The sequence below is a fragment of the Gordonia sp. L191 genome (genome assembly GCF_030077625.1).
Classification (GTDB): Bacteria; Actinomycetota; Actinomycetes; order Mycobacteriales; family Mycobacteriaceae; genus Gordonia; species Gordonia polyisoprenivorans_A.
Genome location: NZ_CP125996.1, coordinates 975,970 through 990,481 on the forward strand (window position 1 = coordinate 975,970; position 14,512 = coordinate 990,481).

Consider the following 14,512-nt stretch of genomic DNA (forward strand, 5'->3'; position numbering starts at 1 on the left):
TGCCTCGTCGTGTCCGGCCGGCCGGTCTCGTCAGCCCGGGGATCCGGCAGGTCTCCAGGGCAGCCGCGTCCCGAGCCAGGACACGGCAAAGGCGAGCCCGGCCATCCCGATGACGATGACGATCATCGACATCGTCATCGACAGGTACCCCTGTGTGCGCGGGTCGATGAACGGATACGGATACCAGTCGACGACCGTGCCCCGGGTGAGCGTGTACACGCCATAGACCAAGGGGATCGCCAGCCAACTCCACCAACTCCACGACGGCAGGCGGCGCGGTCGCACCACGATCCAGTCGACGAGCAGGACCACCGGCAACACACGGTGCAGCACCGAGTTGATCCACTCGATGTTCAGGTTCACGTCGATGCCCGAGAGCAGCAGGGCGTAGACGATCCCGGTGATCGCCATGCATGTGGTCACAGCGCCCCTGATCCATTGCCACGCAACGGATTCCGGTGCGAATACGGCACCGATCATCAACACGCAGACGGCGGCGATGTTCGACAGCACGGTGAAGTAGCTCAGGTAGTTGCCGAGGGTGAAACCGGCGACGTCGGCCTGCCGGATCGGCAGCAGGATCAACGCCGCCGCACCCAGGGCCGCAAAGCCCAACCGCAGGAGTCGAATCCACCACAGCCGTTCGTCGATTCGGGACAGGACGGAGATTTCCGACATGCCGCAATCCTGTCATGCCCCTCGTCCTGTCATGCTCCCCGACGCGAGGTGGTCGGCGAGCCGACGATCGCGGCCACGATCGACACGACGACGCCGACCGCGGCGCTCGCGGCGACCATCCACAGGCCCGGACCGACGGTGGCCGCGTCGAGCCACTGCCGAAACGGGGTGAGCGAGGGATCGGTCGAGGCGACCGCCTGCCACGGGTCGCGGATCGCGCGTGCGGCGAAGAATGCACCGGCCCCGCCTGCGAATATTCCCAGCATCGCGCCCACGAACACCAGGCGGTGTATGCAGAGCGCACCCGCGGCGAGCACGAGTACCGCCCCGCAGATGACCGTCGGCATGCCCGCTGCGGTGTAGTGCGCGACGGAGAGCGGGTCGAAGTCGCCCGCGGCACCACCGTGGCCGACGGTGCCGAGTCCGCTGATGGTGTAACTCCGTTGCCGGCCGGTGGTGTCGGTGAACGAGATCGTCGCCCAGCCGAGCAGACTTCCGGCGACCATCGCGACGCCGGCAAGGGCGAGGATCACGGCGCAGAGCGTGGCGGCGGTTCCGCGGGTGCGTCGTGCGGCAGCCGGCGGCGGGATCGGAGTGGGCGGGGTTGGCGTCTCTGGGATCGGAGCGGGCGGTCGGGCCCGGGCGACGGTGCGCTCGTCGGTGATGGGCCGAGTGCGCGGGGCCGGGGTCCCGGGTGGCGGGGTTCGCGGTGGTCGCGAGCGTGGCGGTGGGGTTTGTGACGGTGGAGCGCGCCACTGGGTGTGGGGCACTCGGGGCAGCGCCGTCGTCGTCGGATCCGTCGCGATGGTGCTCGTTGCAGCGGTGCTCGTCGCGGCGAGCGTGGCGGCGAACGAGCGGCAGTCGCGGTGGCGGTTCTCGGGGTGTTTGGCCAGTGCGGTGGCGAAGACCGCGTCGAGTCCGGCGAGGTCGGGATGGGCGAGGCCGAGTGCGGGGGCGGGCCGGGCGAGATGGTCGCGGATCAGTGCTGCGGGCTCGGCTGCGTGGAACGGTGTGGTGCCGGTGAGGAGCTGATAGGCCGTGCACGCCAGGGAGTATTGATCCGAGCGTGCGGTCGCGGCGCCGCCCTCGATGATCTCGGGCGCGCAGTAGGCCAGGGTGCCGATGATGGCGTTGGTCGCGGTCAGTGGTGTGGCATTGCCGTCGGCGAGCTTGGCGATCCCGAAGTCCAGGACGATCACCCGGTCGATCTCACTTGTCGACGCCGAGCGGGTCACGACGATGTTCGCGGGCTTGATGTCGCGGTGCACCACTCCTTGGTGGTGGGCGTGGTCGAGGGCGTCGGCGACGCGGCTCACGATGTGCACGACCTCGTCGGGCGTGAGGTCTGCGGCGCTCAGGTCGGCACCATCGATGTAACTCATCGTGAACCACGGTGTCTCGTCGACGATCCCGAAGTCGTGCACCGTGATGATGCCCGGATGGTCCAGGGCTGCGGCGGTGCGGGCCTCGTGGAGGAAGCGTCGCACGAACTCGTCGTTACCCGCCCCGAGACGCGAGATGACCTTCAGCGCCTGGCGCCGCAACAGGTGTGGATGCTCCACCAGGTAGACCTCGCCCATACCGCCGGCGCCGAGTGGGGCGAGCACGGTGTATCCGGCGAAGGTCGAGCCGACTCGTAATGTCATGGTCTCGCGCCCTTGCTCGGCTGGCGGGTCTGTGATCGACAGGGTCTGTGATCGACGATGACACACCCGACCCTTGGTGGTCACGTCCTCGGTCCTCTGTTCGGCGGATCGGATCTGCGGGGTGGATGCCGCGAGCGCTCCGTCGGGCGGCGATACCGTGGTCGCATGCGCGTGGCGACCTGGAACGTGAACTCGGTGAAACAGCGGATTCCTCGGCTGTTGCCCTGGCTCGATGAGCGGCGTCCCGATGTGGTGTGTCTGCAGGAGACCAAACTCTCCGACGACGTCTTCGACACCGTCCTCGGGCCCGAATTCACCGACCGCGGTTACGAGTTCGCCCACGTCGGGCAGGGGCAGTGGAACGGGGTCGCGATCCTGTCCCGGGTCGGCCTGTCCGAGGTGCGCCGCGGATTCGACGGTGCGCCAGGCTATCCCGACCCCGAGTCGGCGCCCGAGGCGCGTGCGGTGTCGGCGATCTGCGGGGGAGTGCGCGTGTACTCCCTCTATGTGCCCAACGGCCGCGAGCCAGATTCCGATCACTACCGCTACAAGCTCGCGTGGCTCGACCGGCTCCGGGAGGTGGTCGCGCCCGAGGCGGCCGCGACGATGCTGTGCGGCGACATCAACATCGCGCCCGCCGACGCCGATGTGTTCGACCCCAAGGCCTACGAGGGTCACACGCACGTCACCGAACCCGAGCGCGCGGCGCTCGCCGGTCTGGAGGATCTCGGCCTGACCGACGTGGTGCGGACCCGGTGGCCGTCCGAACGTGTCTTCAGTTACTGGGACTACCGTGCCGGAATGTTCCACAAGGATCTCGGCATGCGGATCGATCTGATCCTCGCCGGCGCCGACACCGCACCCCGGGTGGCCGCGGCGTGGGTGGACCGCGCCGCGCGCAAGGGATCCAAGCCCAGCGATCACGCACCGGTCATCGTCGACCTCGACGACGCCCCCGACGGCGACATCGGGCCGATGGTTCCGCCGCCGTCCAACCCGGCGCGACGCGGATCATCGAAGGTGTCGTTGCCCCAGGCCAAGGACGTCGGCCCGGGCCGGGCGTCCTCGTGAGCGACGCCGCGCCCGGTGCCGGTGTGAACGATTCCGGACCCAGTGATACCGGGAACCGTGCGCACGCACAGTGGTACGGCGTCCTCACCGTGCGTCGCGGCGGACCGCTGCCGCCCGCTCGGGCGGCCTCGCGGCTCTCGGCCTATGTCTACGGCAACCTCCTGGTGTTGGCGGCGATCGTCCTCGCCTCGGCCGGCGACATCTACGAGGGACATGCGGTGTTGATCGTGCTCGGCACCGGGGTGACCACCTATATCGCGCACGTCTTCGCGGACCTGCTCGCGTGGGCCAACATCCCGGAGGCACACGAGAGCACGAGCGGCAGCCACACCGACGGCGAGGGAGGTGAGGGCGCCGAGGTGGACGACGGCGGCGAAGCCGAACGCCCCGACCTGCGTCGCGAAATCCTCGACGAGCTGCGCGACGCGGTGCCCATCATGTCGTCGGCGATCTGGCCCGCCATCATCCTGGCCCTCGGGTACCACGACCTCATCCCGACGCAGGTCGCCCAGCTGGTGTCCGGCTGCGTCATCGTGATCCGGATCGCCTCGGTCCCGATCGTCACCGAGCGCGTCCGCGGCAATCGACTCGACATGCGCATGCTGATCGCCGGGCTGATCGCCGCCGGGCTCGCCGCGGTCATCGTGATGCTCAAGACCTTTTTGGGGCACTGAGCACTTTCGGTGGGACACTGAGCACCTCCGGTACGCGCCCCGGCGCCGCATGTGTCCGATTTTCTCGCGCGGGAATGTTCGGGCAGGTCAGGCGGTTGACCAACCACGTCCGGTCATCTGCCGATCACTCCGGGTTGCGGTCGTGTTGGCCGTCTGGATCCGATTTTTGACCTGTGTGAACCCCATCGGTAGAGTGGACCGTCGGTGCCTGGCAACAGCCGGGCCAGTCCGCGTGCCCTGCCCACGCCGCCCGAGGTTTACGCCCACGGTGACGCAGGTAGACAGCTCGCATGGGAACTCCCGCCCGTGCGAGGGGTGGCCGGACTGACAAGCGATTCCGCTGTCGGGTGTTTGACACGCCCGACCTCGGGGTAGCAATAACTGTACTGACCAGGGCTTACACCCTGGTGGGGCGAGTTGTGGAGGTCGCCGGAAGTCCGGTCTCGACCGTTTCCGACGACCTGCCCGGAGCACAAACCACGACGACAACACCATCGAGCGCTCCACCTCGTGTGCGGGCGAACGTGCCGACAAAGGAAGAAATACCCAGTGCCAACGATCAATCAGCTGGTCCGCAAGGGCCGTCATGACAAGGCTGCGAAGAAGAAGACCGCAGCGCTCAAGGGAAGCCCGCAGCGTCGCGGCGTGTGCACCCGCGTCTACACCACCACCCCCAAGAAGCCGAACTCCGCGCTGCGCAAGGTTGCCCGTGTGCGCCTGACCAGTGCCGTCGAGGTCACCGCTTACATCCCGGGTGAGGGCCACAACCTGCAGGAGCACTCGATGGTGCTCGTGCGCGGTGGTCGTGTGAAGGACCTCCCCGGTGTGCGTTACCGGATCATCCGCGGCTCGCTCGACACCCAGGGTGTCAAGGACCGCAAGCAGGCCCGCAGCCGTTACGGCGCGAAGAAGGGGAGCTGATAAGCGATGCCACGTAAAGGACCCGCACCCAAGCGCCCGCTGATCAACGATCCCGTCTACGGTTCGCCGCTGGTCACCCAGCTGGTCAACAAGATCCTGTTGGACGGCAAGAAGTCGACCGCCGAGCGCATCGTCTACGGCGCACTCGAGCAGGCCCGCGAGAAGACCGGCACCGACCCGGTGGTCACCCTCAAGCGCGCCCTCGACAACGTCAAGCCGACCCTCGAGGTCAAGAGCCGCCGCGTCGGCGGTGCCACCTACCAGGTGCCGATCGAGGTCAAGCCGAACCGTGCCAACACCCTCGCCCTGCGCTGGTTGGTGACCTTCAGCCGGCAGCGTCGCGAGAAGACCATGGTCGAGCGCCTGGCCAACGAGCTGCTCGACGCCTCCAACGGTCTGGGCGCCTCGGTGAAGCGTCGCGAGGACACCCACAAGATGGCCGAGGCCAACCGGGCGTTCGCGCACTACCGCTGGTAGAAGAACTCAACACCGGGCACTGGCCGCTCGGAGCGCAGCGACGACCGGCCAGTCCACCCGAGCCCGCGAGGGTGGGGGCGAGCGCAGCGAGCCCGGGCTGACAAATGAAGACAGCCTTTAGTCCGAAATCTTTCCCGAAGGGAACTTGATGGCACAGGAAGTGCTCAGCGACCTCAACAAGGTTCGCAACATCGGCATCATGGCCCACATCGATGCCGGCAAGACCACCGCGACCGAGCGAATCCTCTTCTACACCGGTGTGAACTACAAGATCGGTGAGACCCACGACGGCGCTTCGACGACCGACTGGATGGAGCAGGAGAAGGAGCGGGGGATCACCATCACCTCCGCTGCGGTGACCTGTTTCTGGAACAAGAACCAGATCAACATCATCGACACCCCGGGCCACGTCGACTTCACCGTCGAGGTGGAGCGCAGCCTGCGCGTGCTCGACGGTGCGGTCGCCGTGTTCGACGGCAAGGAAGGCGTCGAGCCGCAGTCCGAGCAGGTCTGGCGACAGGCCGAGAAGTACGACGTGCCGCGTATCTGCTTCGTCAACAAGATGGACAAGCTCGGTGCGGACTTCTTCTTCACCGTGCGCACCATCGAGGAGCGTCTCGGTGCCAAGCCGCTCGTCCTGCAGCTGCCGATCGGTGCCGAGGACAACTTCGACGGCGTCGTCGACCTGATCACCCAGAAGGCGATCACCTGGCGCGGCACCGTCGAGATCGGTGCGGAGCCGACCTTCGAGGAGATCCCCGCCGATCTCGTCGATCAGGCCGCCGAGTACCGCGAGAAGCTGCTCGAGACCGTCGCCGAGAGCGACGAGGCGTTGCTGGAGAAGTACTTCGGTGGCGAGGAGCTCTCCGAGGACGAGATCAAGGGTGCGATCCGCAAGCTCACGATCGCCCGCGAGTTCTACCCGGTGATCTGCGGTTCGGCGTTCAAGAACAAAGGCATCCAGCCGATGCTCGACGCCGTCATCGCGTACCTGCCGTCCCCGCTGGACGTGCCGAGCGTCGAGGGCCACGCGGTGGGCAACGAGGAGGAGATCCTCTCTCGCAAGCCCAGCGCCGACGAGCCGTTCTCGGCTCTGGCGTTCAAGATCGCTGCGCACCCGTTCTTCGGCAAGCTGACCTTCGTGCGGGTGTACTCCGGTCACATCAGCGCCGGTACCCAGGTGCTCAATGCCACCAAGGGCAAGAAAGAGCGCATCGGCAAGCTCTTCCAGATGCACGCCAACAAGGAGAACCCGGTCGACGAGGCCTGGGCCGGACACATCTACGCGATGATCGGGCTCAAGGACACCACCACCGGTGACACCCTGTGCGACCCGAACGCACCCATCGTGCTCGAGTCGATGAGCTTCCCGGACCCGGTCATCAACGTCTCCATCGAGCCGAAGACCAAGTCCGACCAGGAGAAGCTCGGCACCGCGATCCAGAAGCTCGCCGAAGAGGACCCGACGTTCTCGGTCCACCTCGACGAGGAGACCGGTCAGACCGTCATCGGCGGTATGGGCGAGCTCCACCTCGACATCCTCGTCGACCGCATGCGTCGTGAGTTCAAGGTCGAGGCGAACGTCGGTAAGCCGCAGGTGGCCTACCGCGAGACGATCCGCAAGACCGTCGAGAAGCACGAGTACACGCACAAGAAGCAGACCGGTGGTTCCGGCCAGTTCGCGAAGGTCATCATCAAGCTCGAGCCCCTCGTGGACGCCGAGGATGGTGCGACCTACGAATTCGAGAACGCCGTGACCGGTGGTCGTGTGCCGCGCGAGTACATCCCTTCAGTGGATGCCGGTGCGCAGGACGCGATGCAGTACGGCGTGCTCGCCGGTTATCCGTTGGTCAACGTGAAGGTCACCCTGCTCGACGGTCAGTACCACGACGTCGACTCCTCGGAAATGGCCTTCAAGATCGCCGGTGCACAGGCTCTCAAGGAATCTGCGCGGATGGCGAGCCCGGTCATCCTGGAGCCGATCATGGCCGTCGAGGTCACGACTCCCGAGGATTACATGGGTGACGTGATCGGCGACCTGAACTCCCGCCGTGGCCAGATCCAGGCCATGGAGGAGCGCAGCGGTGCCCGTGTCGTCAAGGCGCAGGTTCCGCTGTCGGAGATGTTCGGCTACATCGGCGACCTGCGGTCGCGGACCCAGGGCCGGGCTAACTACTCCATGGTGTTCGACTCGTACGCCGAGGTTCCGGCGAACGTGTCGAAGGAAATCATCGCGAAGGCCACCGGCGAGTAATTCACTCGCTGCGCGGTCTGTCGCGAAGCGCTCACGGCGACCGACGTCGTGGTGACACGGCGCGAACAACGTAAGAGAAAACCCCTGCTGGGATCCGCCCAGTAGAGCAACAAGTCCAGGAGGACAATCAAGTGGCGAAGGCGAAGTTCGAGCGGACCAAGCCGCACGTGAACATCGGCACCATCGGTCACGTCGACCACGGCAAGACCACCCTGACCGCGGCCATCACCAAGGTCCTGCACGACAAGTACCCGACCCTCAACAAGAGCTTCGCGTTCGATCAGATCGACAAGGCTCCTGAAGAGAAGGCTCGTGGTATCACGATCAACATCTCGCATGTCGAGTACGAGACCGAGAAGCGTCACTACGCGCACGTCGATGCCCCGGGTCACGCCGACTACATCAAGAACATGATCACCGGTGCTGCCCAGATGGACGGCGCGATCCTCGTGGTTGCCGCCACCGACGGTCCGATGCCGCAGACCCGTGAGCACGTGCTGCTGGCCCGCCAGGTCGGTGTGCCCTACATCCTGGTCGCCCTGAACAAGGCCGACATGGTCGACGACGAAGAGATCATCGAGCTCGTCGAGATGGAGGTCCGCGAACTGCTGGCCGCCCAGGAATTCGACGAGGAAGCCCCCGTCGTCAAGGTGTCGGCGCTCAAGGCCCTCGAGGGTGACCCGGAGTGGGTCAAGTCCGTCGAGGAGCTCATGGACGCGGTCGACGAGTCGATCCCGGATCCGGTTCGCGAGACCGACAAGCCGTTCCTGATGCCCGTCGAGGACGTCTTCACCATCACCGGCCGCGGCACCGTGGTCACCGGTCGTGTGGAGCGCGGCGAGGTCAACGTGAACGAGGAAGTCGAGATCGTCGGCATCCGCGAGAAGTCCACCAAGACCACCGTCACCGGTATCGAGATGTTCCACAAGCTCCTCGATTCGGCGCAGGCGGGCGACAACGCCGGTCTGCTGCTCCGCGGCCTCAAGCGTGAGGACGTCGAGCGTGGCCAGGTCATCGTGAAGCCGGGCACCACGACCCCGCACACCGAGTTCGAGGGCCAGGCCTACATCCTGTCCAAGGACGAGGGCGGCCGTCACACCCCGTTCTTCAACAACTACCGTCCGCAGTTCTACTTCCGTACCACCGACGTGACCGGCGTCGTGACCCTCCCCGAGGGCACCGAAATGGTCATGCCGGGCGACAACACCGAGATGAGCGTCAAGCTCATCCAGCCGGTCGCCATGGACGAGGGCCTGCGCTTCGCCATCCGCGAGGGTGGCCGCACCGTTGGTGCGGGTCGAGTCACGAAGATCGTCAAGTGACGATTTCCCGTGCCCTTTGTGGTGGCGTGAGAGCGTTGTCATGTGGGCACGGGCCTGCGTCACGGATCGTCAAGTGACACCCTGACTCACTGAGTCATCAAGGCGCCCCAACCGCTTTCGCGGTTGGGGCGCCTTTTTCGTTGCGTCAGGCGATGCTGCCGCAGATGTAGCAGAAGGTTCGCCCTACGCGTGACCTTCTGCTACGTCTGCGGGCAGCTGCGCGGCGAACGCCGCGGCATCGGCACACGATCCGCCCCGCTCCCGCCCGCGCGCCCACGCGCAGAACAACTCGGTGAACCTGCGCTCCCCGAGATCTGCGCACAGCAGCGGTAGATGTCGGGCCGCCTCACCGGATCGTTTGCGCAACAGAGCGTCCTCGACGGCGCGGAGCCGCGTCGGATCGAAGCCCGCAGGCGGCGGAGTACCGGTGACGAGCGCGCGCACGAGCTCTTCCTGCCGCCGAGCGAGGCCGGTCACGACGCCGCCCACCAGCGGCTGCCGACGGTGATCCGGTCCATCCGTGCGGCGTCGGCGATCGCGTCGAGTTCGCCCAGGAGTTCGGTCACCGGCGGATACCGGCCGTCGCGCTCGAGCATGAACGCCGGTGCGCGCCCGGTGGCGGCGAGCCGCGAGACGAGGTCGAGCACCGCGTCGGGGACGGGCGCGGTGTGGGTGTCGTGATAGAGCACCCCGTCGGATTCGCCGCCGGCGACGTGACAGTAGGCGATCGCCTCGAGCGGCATCCGGGAGAGTTCGACGGCCGGGTCGACACCCGAGTTGCGGGCGCTCGCATACACATTCGCGACGTCCAGCAGCAGTCGGACCCCGGTGCGCTCGACGATTTCGGTGAGGAACTCACCCTCGGTGTATTCGTCATCGGGCCAGGAGAACAGTGCTGCGATGTTCTCCACCGCCAGCGGCACCGACAACCGGTCCTGGGTGCGAGTGATGTTGTCGCACAACACTGCCAGCGCTTCGCGCGTCCGGGGTACGGGCAGCAGGTGCCCGGCCTCGACGCCGCCCGCTCGGACGAACGCGATGTGCTCACTGACCAGCGGTGAGCACAGGCGGCGAGCCGCACAGGCCAGGATGTCGATCCGGTCGTCGGTCACCGGCTCGGCACCGCCCAACGACAGGCCGACGCCGTGCGGGATCACCGGCACCCCCAGCGCCGTAAGCGGTTCGACGTCGATGTACGGCACCGATTCGGCGATGACCTCACAGAATCCGAGGCCGGGAAGGCCGTCGACGACGGCCGCGATCTCCGGGCGCCAGCCGATCCCGATACCGGCGACCTGCGACGCACTACGTGATCTGCTCATGCGGAACCCTTTCTCTGATGTGCCCGCCCCGTGGTGATCTCGTTGGCCCGGGTGGTCGCACGCGGTGATTACCCGCCGCAGCCGCCGCCACCGCCCCCACAGCTGGATCCGCCACTGCTGCAGCCACTCCAGCCTCCGCCGCAACTGTGTGATGAACCCCCGTGATGCGAGCCGCCGTCGCTGCCACCGTAGAAGGTGGACCCGAACCACGATGTCCCGCTGCTGCTCGTGGCACGTCGCGAGCGGGCCTTCTGCTTGACAGGTGTTGTGGGCGTGGCGATCACCGGATCGGGGGCCGTCGTCGGCGGCCGGAGCAGCGGGTCGGCGGCCAGGCGCGGATCGAGCAGTGTGAGGGCCTCGATGCCGTACAGGGCTGCGGCCACTGCGGCGTGGTGTGCGCCGAGAGTGGCGAGCGCAGGCCGGTACTGCGGCGCGAGCAACCGGTGGCGCCGCCGCAGTTCGGTGAGCACCGAATCGCCGCGCCCGGTTCGCTCACGAGGGTGGACGGCACACCAGATGCACACCGCAGCAAGGCATATCACGATGACGACGAGATAGCCGACCGGCTTGCGATGGGAGAGCCCGGCCACGATCCGCGCGAGTCCGAGGACGAGTACCGGGATCAGGACGGCCACCCCGACCGCGCGTCGGCGTGCGTGGCGCAGGCCCGCTTCGGTGAGCTCCGAGTGCACCTGCCGCAACGGCGCCGACACGTCACGCAGGGCACCCGTGCCGCGTCGCGCATAACGGTCACCGACCGCCCGCACAAACCGATCATTCTGTGCGGGTGCAGCTTTCAGTCGATTGGTCACGCGTCCATTCGAGGTGATGTAGCCGGCTGCCCGGAGCTGGGCGACCGCGGCGAGGACCGCATTCTCCTCGGAGGCCAGTGCTCCGATCTGTGCGGGAGTGAGGTCGGGGAGATCGTCGACCCGCTGGTGGGCGGGACGTCGCCGCACGATGACGACGGCGAGGGCCGCCACCGAGATGACGGCGTAGAGGGCGAGGAAGGTCGTGCTGGGGATACCCCAGGTGTCGGGACCGTTCATGGTGTCACCGGCTTTCTCCCGGTGCGCGGCCTCGTCACGAGGCATGCGCGGAGGTGAACCCGCCCGATTGTGAGAGGCGGGGAAAGGCATCGTCGGCCGGCGCGACGTTGCGCAGGCCCGACACTCGTTGCGGCGGCGGCCGTTCGGTTACTGCTTCTCGGCCCGAGAGTCACTGCGTGTCAGGTGATCTCAGTATCTACGCGGCGTGCGAATGCGCCAGTGGTGAAGGCCTGCCGTGGCCGATTCGTGACCGATTCCATCGGATGCTCACAGATATCGATCCGGTGAGCTGGGGTGATGTGTCAGGGTTTGTTGGCCGGCCAGTTGTAGATGTAGTCCAGCAGACCCGTCCCCGGTCCCTTGGGTGTCTTCAGTGCCGTGCTGTTGATCAGGTAGTAGGTGCTCCCGATGCCGGTCCAGACTGCCCCGACGACCTGGTGTTCCATGCTCTCGGTCGCCGGGAGGACCTTCGCGAGTTCGGCGAACAGATTCGGCAACGCCCCGGTGTACTTGACCACCCGGAACCAGGCGGTCTTGCGCAGCGGGGTCTTGTGGCGATCGTTGATGCGTAGCTCGACGTTGGCCTGCGGCGTCATCCAGTCGCTGATCTTGGTGACCGGTTGGATCTGCCGGAGATCACTGAACGTCGGATAGAAGACCTGGGACAGGTGGATGTGGAGTTGGTCCTGGCCTCGTCGGTCCTTGGAGTTGACGCCGAGTGCGAGCGGGGAGGACGGCTTGGCCGGGATGTTCGCGACGGCCTCGCGCCACGCGCCGGCCCACCAGTTGGGCGGATCGTGGCGCAGGTAGCTGCATTCGATACCCGAGATGCGATTGGTCGGCATGAGCAGCATGTCGTTGTTGCCGTGCGGGTTGTCGCCGCCTCGACGGATCGCGTAGAAGCGGTTGGGACTCGCCGAGATCTGCTTGACGTAGAGGTTGGACCCGGGCTGGGCGGGCGTGCACCCCTTGACCTGATCCCACAGCCAGAACCGGCCGTTCGTCTTGCTCGAATCCGACGGACTGCCGCAGTCCGGTGGGGGAGCACCCCATGCGATGCCGGCGATTCCCGTTCCGGCGACCGCACCGATGCCGAGGGCGGCCGTCGTGGTGAGAAAGGTGCGCCTGCTCGGTCCGCGGCTCGGAATGGATGCGCCCGGCAATGGGGCGGATGCGCGGAACTGGGTGGAGTCGCTGTCCATGGCCGGCCCTCTCGCCGATGAGCCCGGCTGATCGGCCGGTTGCTCCGTCTGAGTCCCGAGTGTGCCAGCCGGCGGTAGCCTCGGTTGCCCGAACATCGAAATCGATTCAGGTTCTCCACATGTTTCGCTCAGCGAATTCAGAGCAACCTAGACCTCACGAGTCACATTAGTAACATCCAGTCACAATTGCCACTTGGGTAACTGACTGGTCTCAATGTCGGTGCCCTGTGGTCACGAGGCTGGTGAGAGCGGTCCGCACCGCCCTAATGTCCTCGGCGTGCGTTCAAGTCTGAGAAGGTCGGTCCACAAGCGCCTGGGCCGGCGAATCGTCGCCGCGACCGTCGTGGCGTCGGCGTTGGTGATCTCCCTGTCCAGTGGTGTCGGTGGCGCAGATGCCGCATCGCTGAACCGGATCTCGGTCGGCGGGTGCGGGATGCCCGCGAGCCCGGTCGACATCTGGGCCCGGCCGGGCAACTACAAGACGGTGATCGCCCTCGACGGACTGCGCGCCACCAGCGACATGAGCGGCTGGCGTCACGAGACCAACATCGCTCGCCTGGCCGACTCGGGCGTCAACGTCGTCGAACCCGTCGGTGGACTCGCGAGCTTCTACACCAACTGGGACACCACCAGCCCCGGCAACAAGATCAAGTACCGCTACATGTGGACGTGCCGGTTGGACCGCATCGTCGCCGCACTGGATGCGCGCGGACTCGCCGTCGGACCGTGGGGCAAATACGCCATCATGGGCATCTCGATGGGTGGCGGATCGGCGATGATCTACGGCGCGTATCACCGCAACCGGATCTCGCATGTGTTCTCGATGTCGGGCTATGTGAACCTGTCGGCGCCGACGATGCGCGAGGCCGTGCGCCTGGCGCTGATCGACGCGGGCGTGGAAGCCGGGGTGGGGCCGTTCAGCGCGGATGCGATGTGGGGGCCGCCGTGGAGCGACCGCTGGCAGCGCAACGATGCACTCGTCCAGCTGCCACGGATGCGCGGCATGAAGATCCGGGTGGCCGCGGGATCGGCCGCCTGGGGCCGATACAACACCGATGCCGTCAACTCCGTGAAGGGCACTCCGCTCGAGGCGGTGGCACTCGCGCAGACCCGGTCGTTCGAGGTGGCCGCCGCATTACAGGGCATCCGGATCACCTCCGACTTCCCGAACGTGGGCACTCACACGTGGGGTTATTGGCAGGACATGGTCTGGCGCGCCAAGAACTCCGGCTGGTTCCGGGACCGCTGATCACCGGACAGGCGCCGACAGGGGATGCGGCGCCTTGCCTGGGGTGATCTGCGGGTGCGTGGCGGAACCGTCGACGACGTGGCATCGGACCCTCTTCCGGGTCGGGTACCGCGTCGTCGACGGTGCCGTCCGACGAGGTGCCGTCAGACGAGCGCGCCCGTAACCGAACTCACCACTCGTCGAGCGAGACGTAACCGTCCTGGATCGCGCGGGCGAACAACGCCGACTTGGTGTTCGCCGCCCGGCCCACCGACTCGTACTTCGCCCGGATACGGGCAACGTGGGTGCTCACCGTCGACACACTGATGAACAGTGATTTGGCGGCCTCTTGTTTGGACTCGGCGTGCAGCCAGGCGACGAGCACCTCGATCTCACGGCGCGACAGCTCGGGACGTCGGCTCGCCGGACGGTTCACCGCGTACAGGTGGCGATGGCGGGGATCGAGGTGGGGTCGCGAATCGTGCTGGGGTCGCCGATGCAACGGCGGCTCCTCGGTACCGGGGATGATGGTGACCTCCTGATGGGTTCGCGCCGCAGACCGACTCGCCGGCGCGCAGATGGCGTCGCGGTGTAGTCCGCGCGGACCAATCTTGGTGCGGAGGGGATGACGAAGCACGCCGCAGTGGCTGAGAATCGGAAGTCGATAC

The 14,512-nt window shown here is 66.7% G+C and carries 14 protein-coding genes; 7 read left to right on the forward strand and 7 right to left on the reverse strand.

All coding sequences use genetic code 11. The annotated features are described in order from the left end of the window. Nucleotides 1-30 precede the first annotated feature (30 nt). Nucleotides 31-678, reverse strand: coding sequence for a Pr6Pr family membrane protein (locus QNM97_RS04500; RefSeq protein WP_283821785.1), 648 nt, complete (start codon nucleotides 676-678; stop codon nucleotides 31-33). A 29-nt stretch (nucleotides 679-707) separates the two neighbouring features. Beyond that, nucleotides 708-2,324 carry a serine/threonine-protein kinase gene (locus QNM97_RS04505; RefSeq protein ID WP_283821786.1) on the reverse strand — a complete coding sequence of 539 codons (1,617 nt, stop codon included), beginning with the start codon at nucleotides 2,322-2,324 and terminating at the stop codon, nucleotides 708-710. 165 nt (nucleotides 2,325-2,489) lie between these two features. Here QNM97_RS04505 and QNM97_RS04510 point away from each other — a divergent pair, with 165 nt between their 5' ends. The 6 genes from QNM97_RS04510 (at nucleotide 2,490) to tuf (ending at nucleotide 9,043) form a co-directional block, all read left to right on the forward strand. Beyond that, entirely contained in the window at nucleotides 2,490-3,395 is a 906-nt protein-coding gene (locus tag QNM97_RS04510) for an exodeoxyribonuclease III (protein ID WP_283821787.1), read from the forward strand. Further along, nucleotides 3,392-4,069: a hypothetical protein gene (locus QNM97_RS04515; RefSeq protein ID WP_502874988.1), complete on the forward strand. Its 678-nt coding sequence runs from the start codon at nucleotides 3,392-3,394 to the stop codon at nucleotides 4,067-4,069. Before QNM97_RS04510 ends, QNM97_RS04515 begins: the two co-directional genes overlap by 4 nt. 549 nt (nucleotides 4,070-4,618) lie before the next feature. Beyond that, nucleotides 4,619-4,990, forward strand: a complete 372-nt coding sequence (gene rpsL, locus QNM97_RS04520) for a 30S ribosomal protein S12 (RefSeq protein WP_006367844.1) — start codon at nucleotides 4,619-4,621, stop codon at nucleotides 4,988-4,990. 6 nt (nucleotides 4,991-4,996) lie between these two features. Further along, entirely contained in the window at nucleotides 4,997-5,467 is a 471-nt protein-coding gene (gene rpsG, locus QNM97_RS04525; protein ID WP_005199940.1) for a 30S ribosomal protein S7, read from the forward strand. 148 nt (nucleotides 5,468-5,615) lie between these two features. Beyond that, on the forward strand, nucleotides 5,616-7,721 hold the full coding sequence (gene fusA, locus QNM97_RS04530; protein WP_283821789.1) for an elongation factor G: 2,106 nt from the start codon (nucleotides 5,616-5,618) through the stop codon (nucleotides 7,719-7,721). A 131-nt stretch (nucleotides 7,722-7,852) separates the two neighbouring features. Continuing rightward, entirely contained in the window at nucleotides 7,853-9,043 is a 1,191-nt protein-coding gene (tuf, locus tag QNM97_RS04535; protein ID WP_006367846.1) for an elongation factor Tu, read from the forward strand. Nucleotides 9,044-9,226: 183 nt separating this feature from the next. Here the strand turns inward: tuf and QNM97_RS04540 are convergent, their stop codons facing one another. From QNM97_RS04540 to QNM97_RS04555, 4 genes are all read right to left on the reverse strand, one after another. Further along, entirely contained in the window at nucleotides 9,227-9,520 is a 294-nt protein-coding gene (locus QNM97_RS04540) for an SCO6045 C-terminal-like domain-containing protein (RefSeq protein WP_283821790.1), read from the reverse strand. Further along, a complete protein-coding gene (locus QNM97_RS04545; protein ID WP_283821791.1) occupies nucleotides 9,517-10,365 on the reverse strand; it encodes an MbnB/TglH/ChrH family RiPP precursor modification enzyme in 849 nt (282 codons plus the stop codon). Before QNM97_RS04545 ends, QNM97_RS04540 begins: the two co-directional genes overlap by 4 nt. 68 nt (nucleotides 10,366-10,433) lie before the next feature. Continuing rightward, nucleotides 10,434-11,459: a TIGR04222 domain-containing membrane protein gene (locus tag QNM97_RS04550; RefSeq protein ID WP_283821792.1), complete on the reverse strand. Its 1,026-nt coding sequence runs from the start codon at nucleotides 11,457-11,459 to the stop codon at nucleotides 10,434-10,436. A gap of 257 nt (nucleotides 11,460-11,716) precedes the next feature. Next, nucleotides 11,717-12,616: a CDP-diacylglycerol diphosphatase gene (locus QNM97_RS04555; RefSeq protein WP_283821793.1), complete on the reverse strand. Its 900-nt coding sequence runs from the start codon at nucleotides 12,614-12,616 to the stop codon at nucleotides 11,717-11,719. A 277-nt stretch (nucleotides 12,617-12,893) separates the two neighbouring features. On the opposite strand from QNM97_RS04555, the gene QNM97_RS04560 reads away from it, so the two are divergent. Then, nucleotides 12,894-13,865, forward strand: coding sequence for an alpha/beta hydrolase (locus QNM97_RS04560; protein WP_283821794.1), 972 nt, complete (start codon nucleotides 12,894-12,896; stop codon nucleotides 13,863-13,865). A 169-nt stretch (nucleotides 13,866-14,034) separates the two neighbouring features. Here QNM97_RS04560 and QNM97_RS26600 read toward each other — a convergent pair whose 3' ends face one another. Continuing rightward, entirely contained in the window at nucleotides 14,035-14,481 is a 447-nt protein-coding gene (locus QNM97_RS26600) for a response regulator transcription factor (protein ID WP_502874989.1), read from the reverse strand. Nucleotides 14,482-14,512: the final 31 nt, after the last annotated feature.

Excerpts from the sequence above, each read along its gene's own strand:
- QNM97_RS04555 (WP_283821793.1), bottom strand. The coding sequence starts at position 12,616 with ATGGACAGCGACTCCACCCAGTTCCGCGCATCCGCCCCATTGCCGGGC.
- QNM97_RS04510 (WP_283821787.1), top strand. The coding sequence starts at position 2,490 with ATGCGCGTGGCGACCTGGAACGTGAACTCGGTGAAACAGCGGATTCCT.
- QNM97_RS04505 (WP_283821786.1), bottom strand. The coding sequence starts at position 2,324 with ATGACATTACGAGTCGGCTCGACCTTCGCCGGATACACCGTGCTCGCC.
- QNM97_RS04545 (WP_283821791.1), bottom strand. The coding sequence starts at position 10,365 with ATGAGCAGATCACGTAGTGCGTCGCAGGTCGCCGGTATCGGGATCGGC.
- rpsG (WP_005199940.1), top strand. The coding sequence starts at position 4,997 with ATGCCACGTAAAGGACCCGCACCCAAGCGCCCGCTGATCAACGATCCC.
- QNM97_RS04500 (WP_283821785.1), bottom strand. The coding sequence starts at position 678 with ATGTCGGAAATCTCCGTCCTGTCCCGAATCGACGAACGGCTGTGGTGG.
- fusA (WP_283821789.1), top strand. The coding sequence starts at position 5,616 with ATGGCACAGGAAGTGCTCAGCGACCTCAACAAGGTTCGCAACATCGGC.
- QNM97_RS04550 (WP_283821792.1), bottom strand. The coding sequence starts at position 11,459 with ATGCCTCGTGACGAGGCCGCGCACCGGGAGAAAGCCGGTGACACCATG.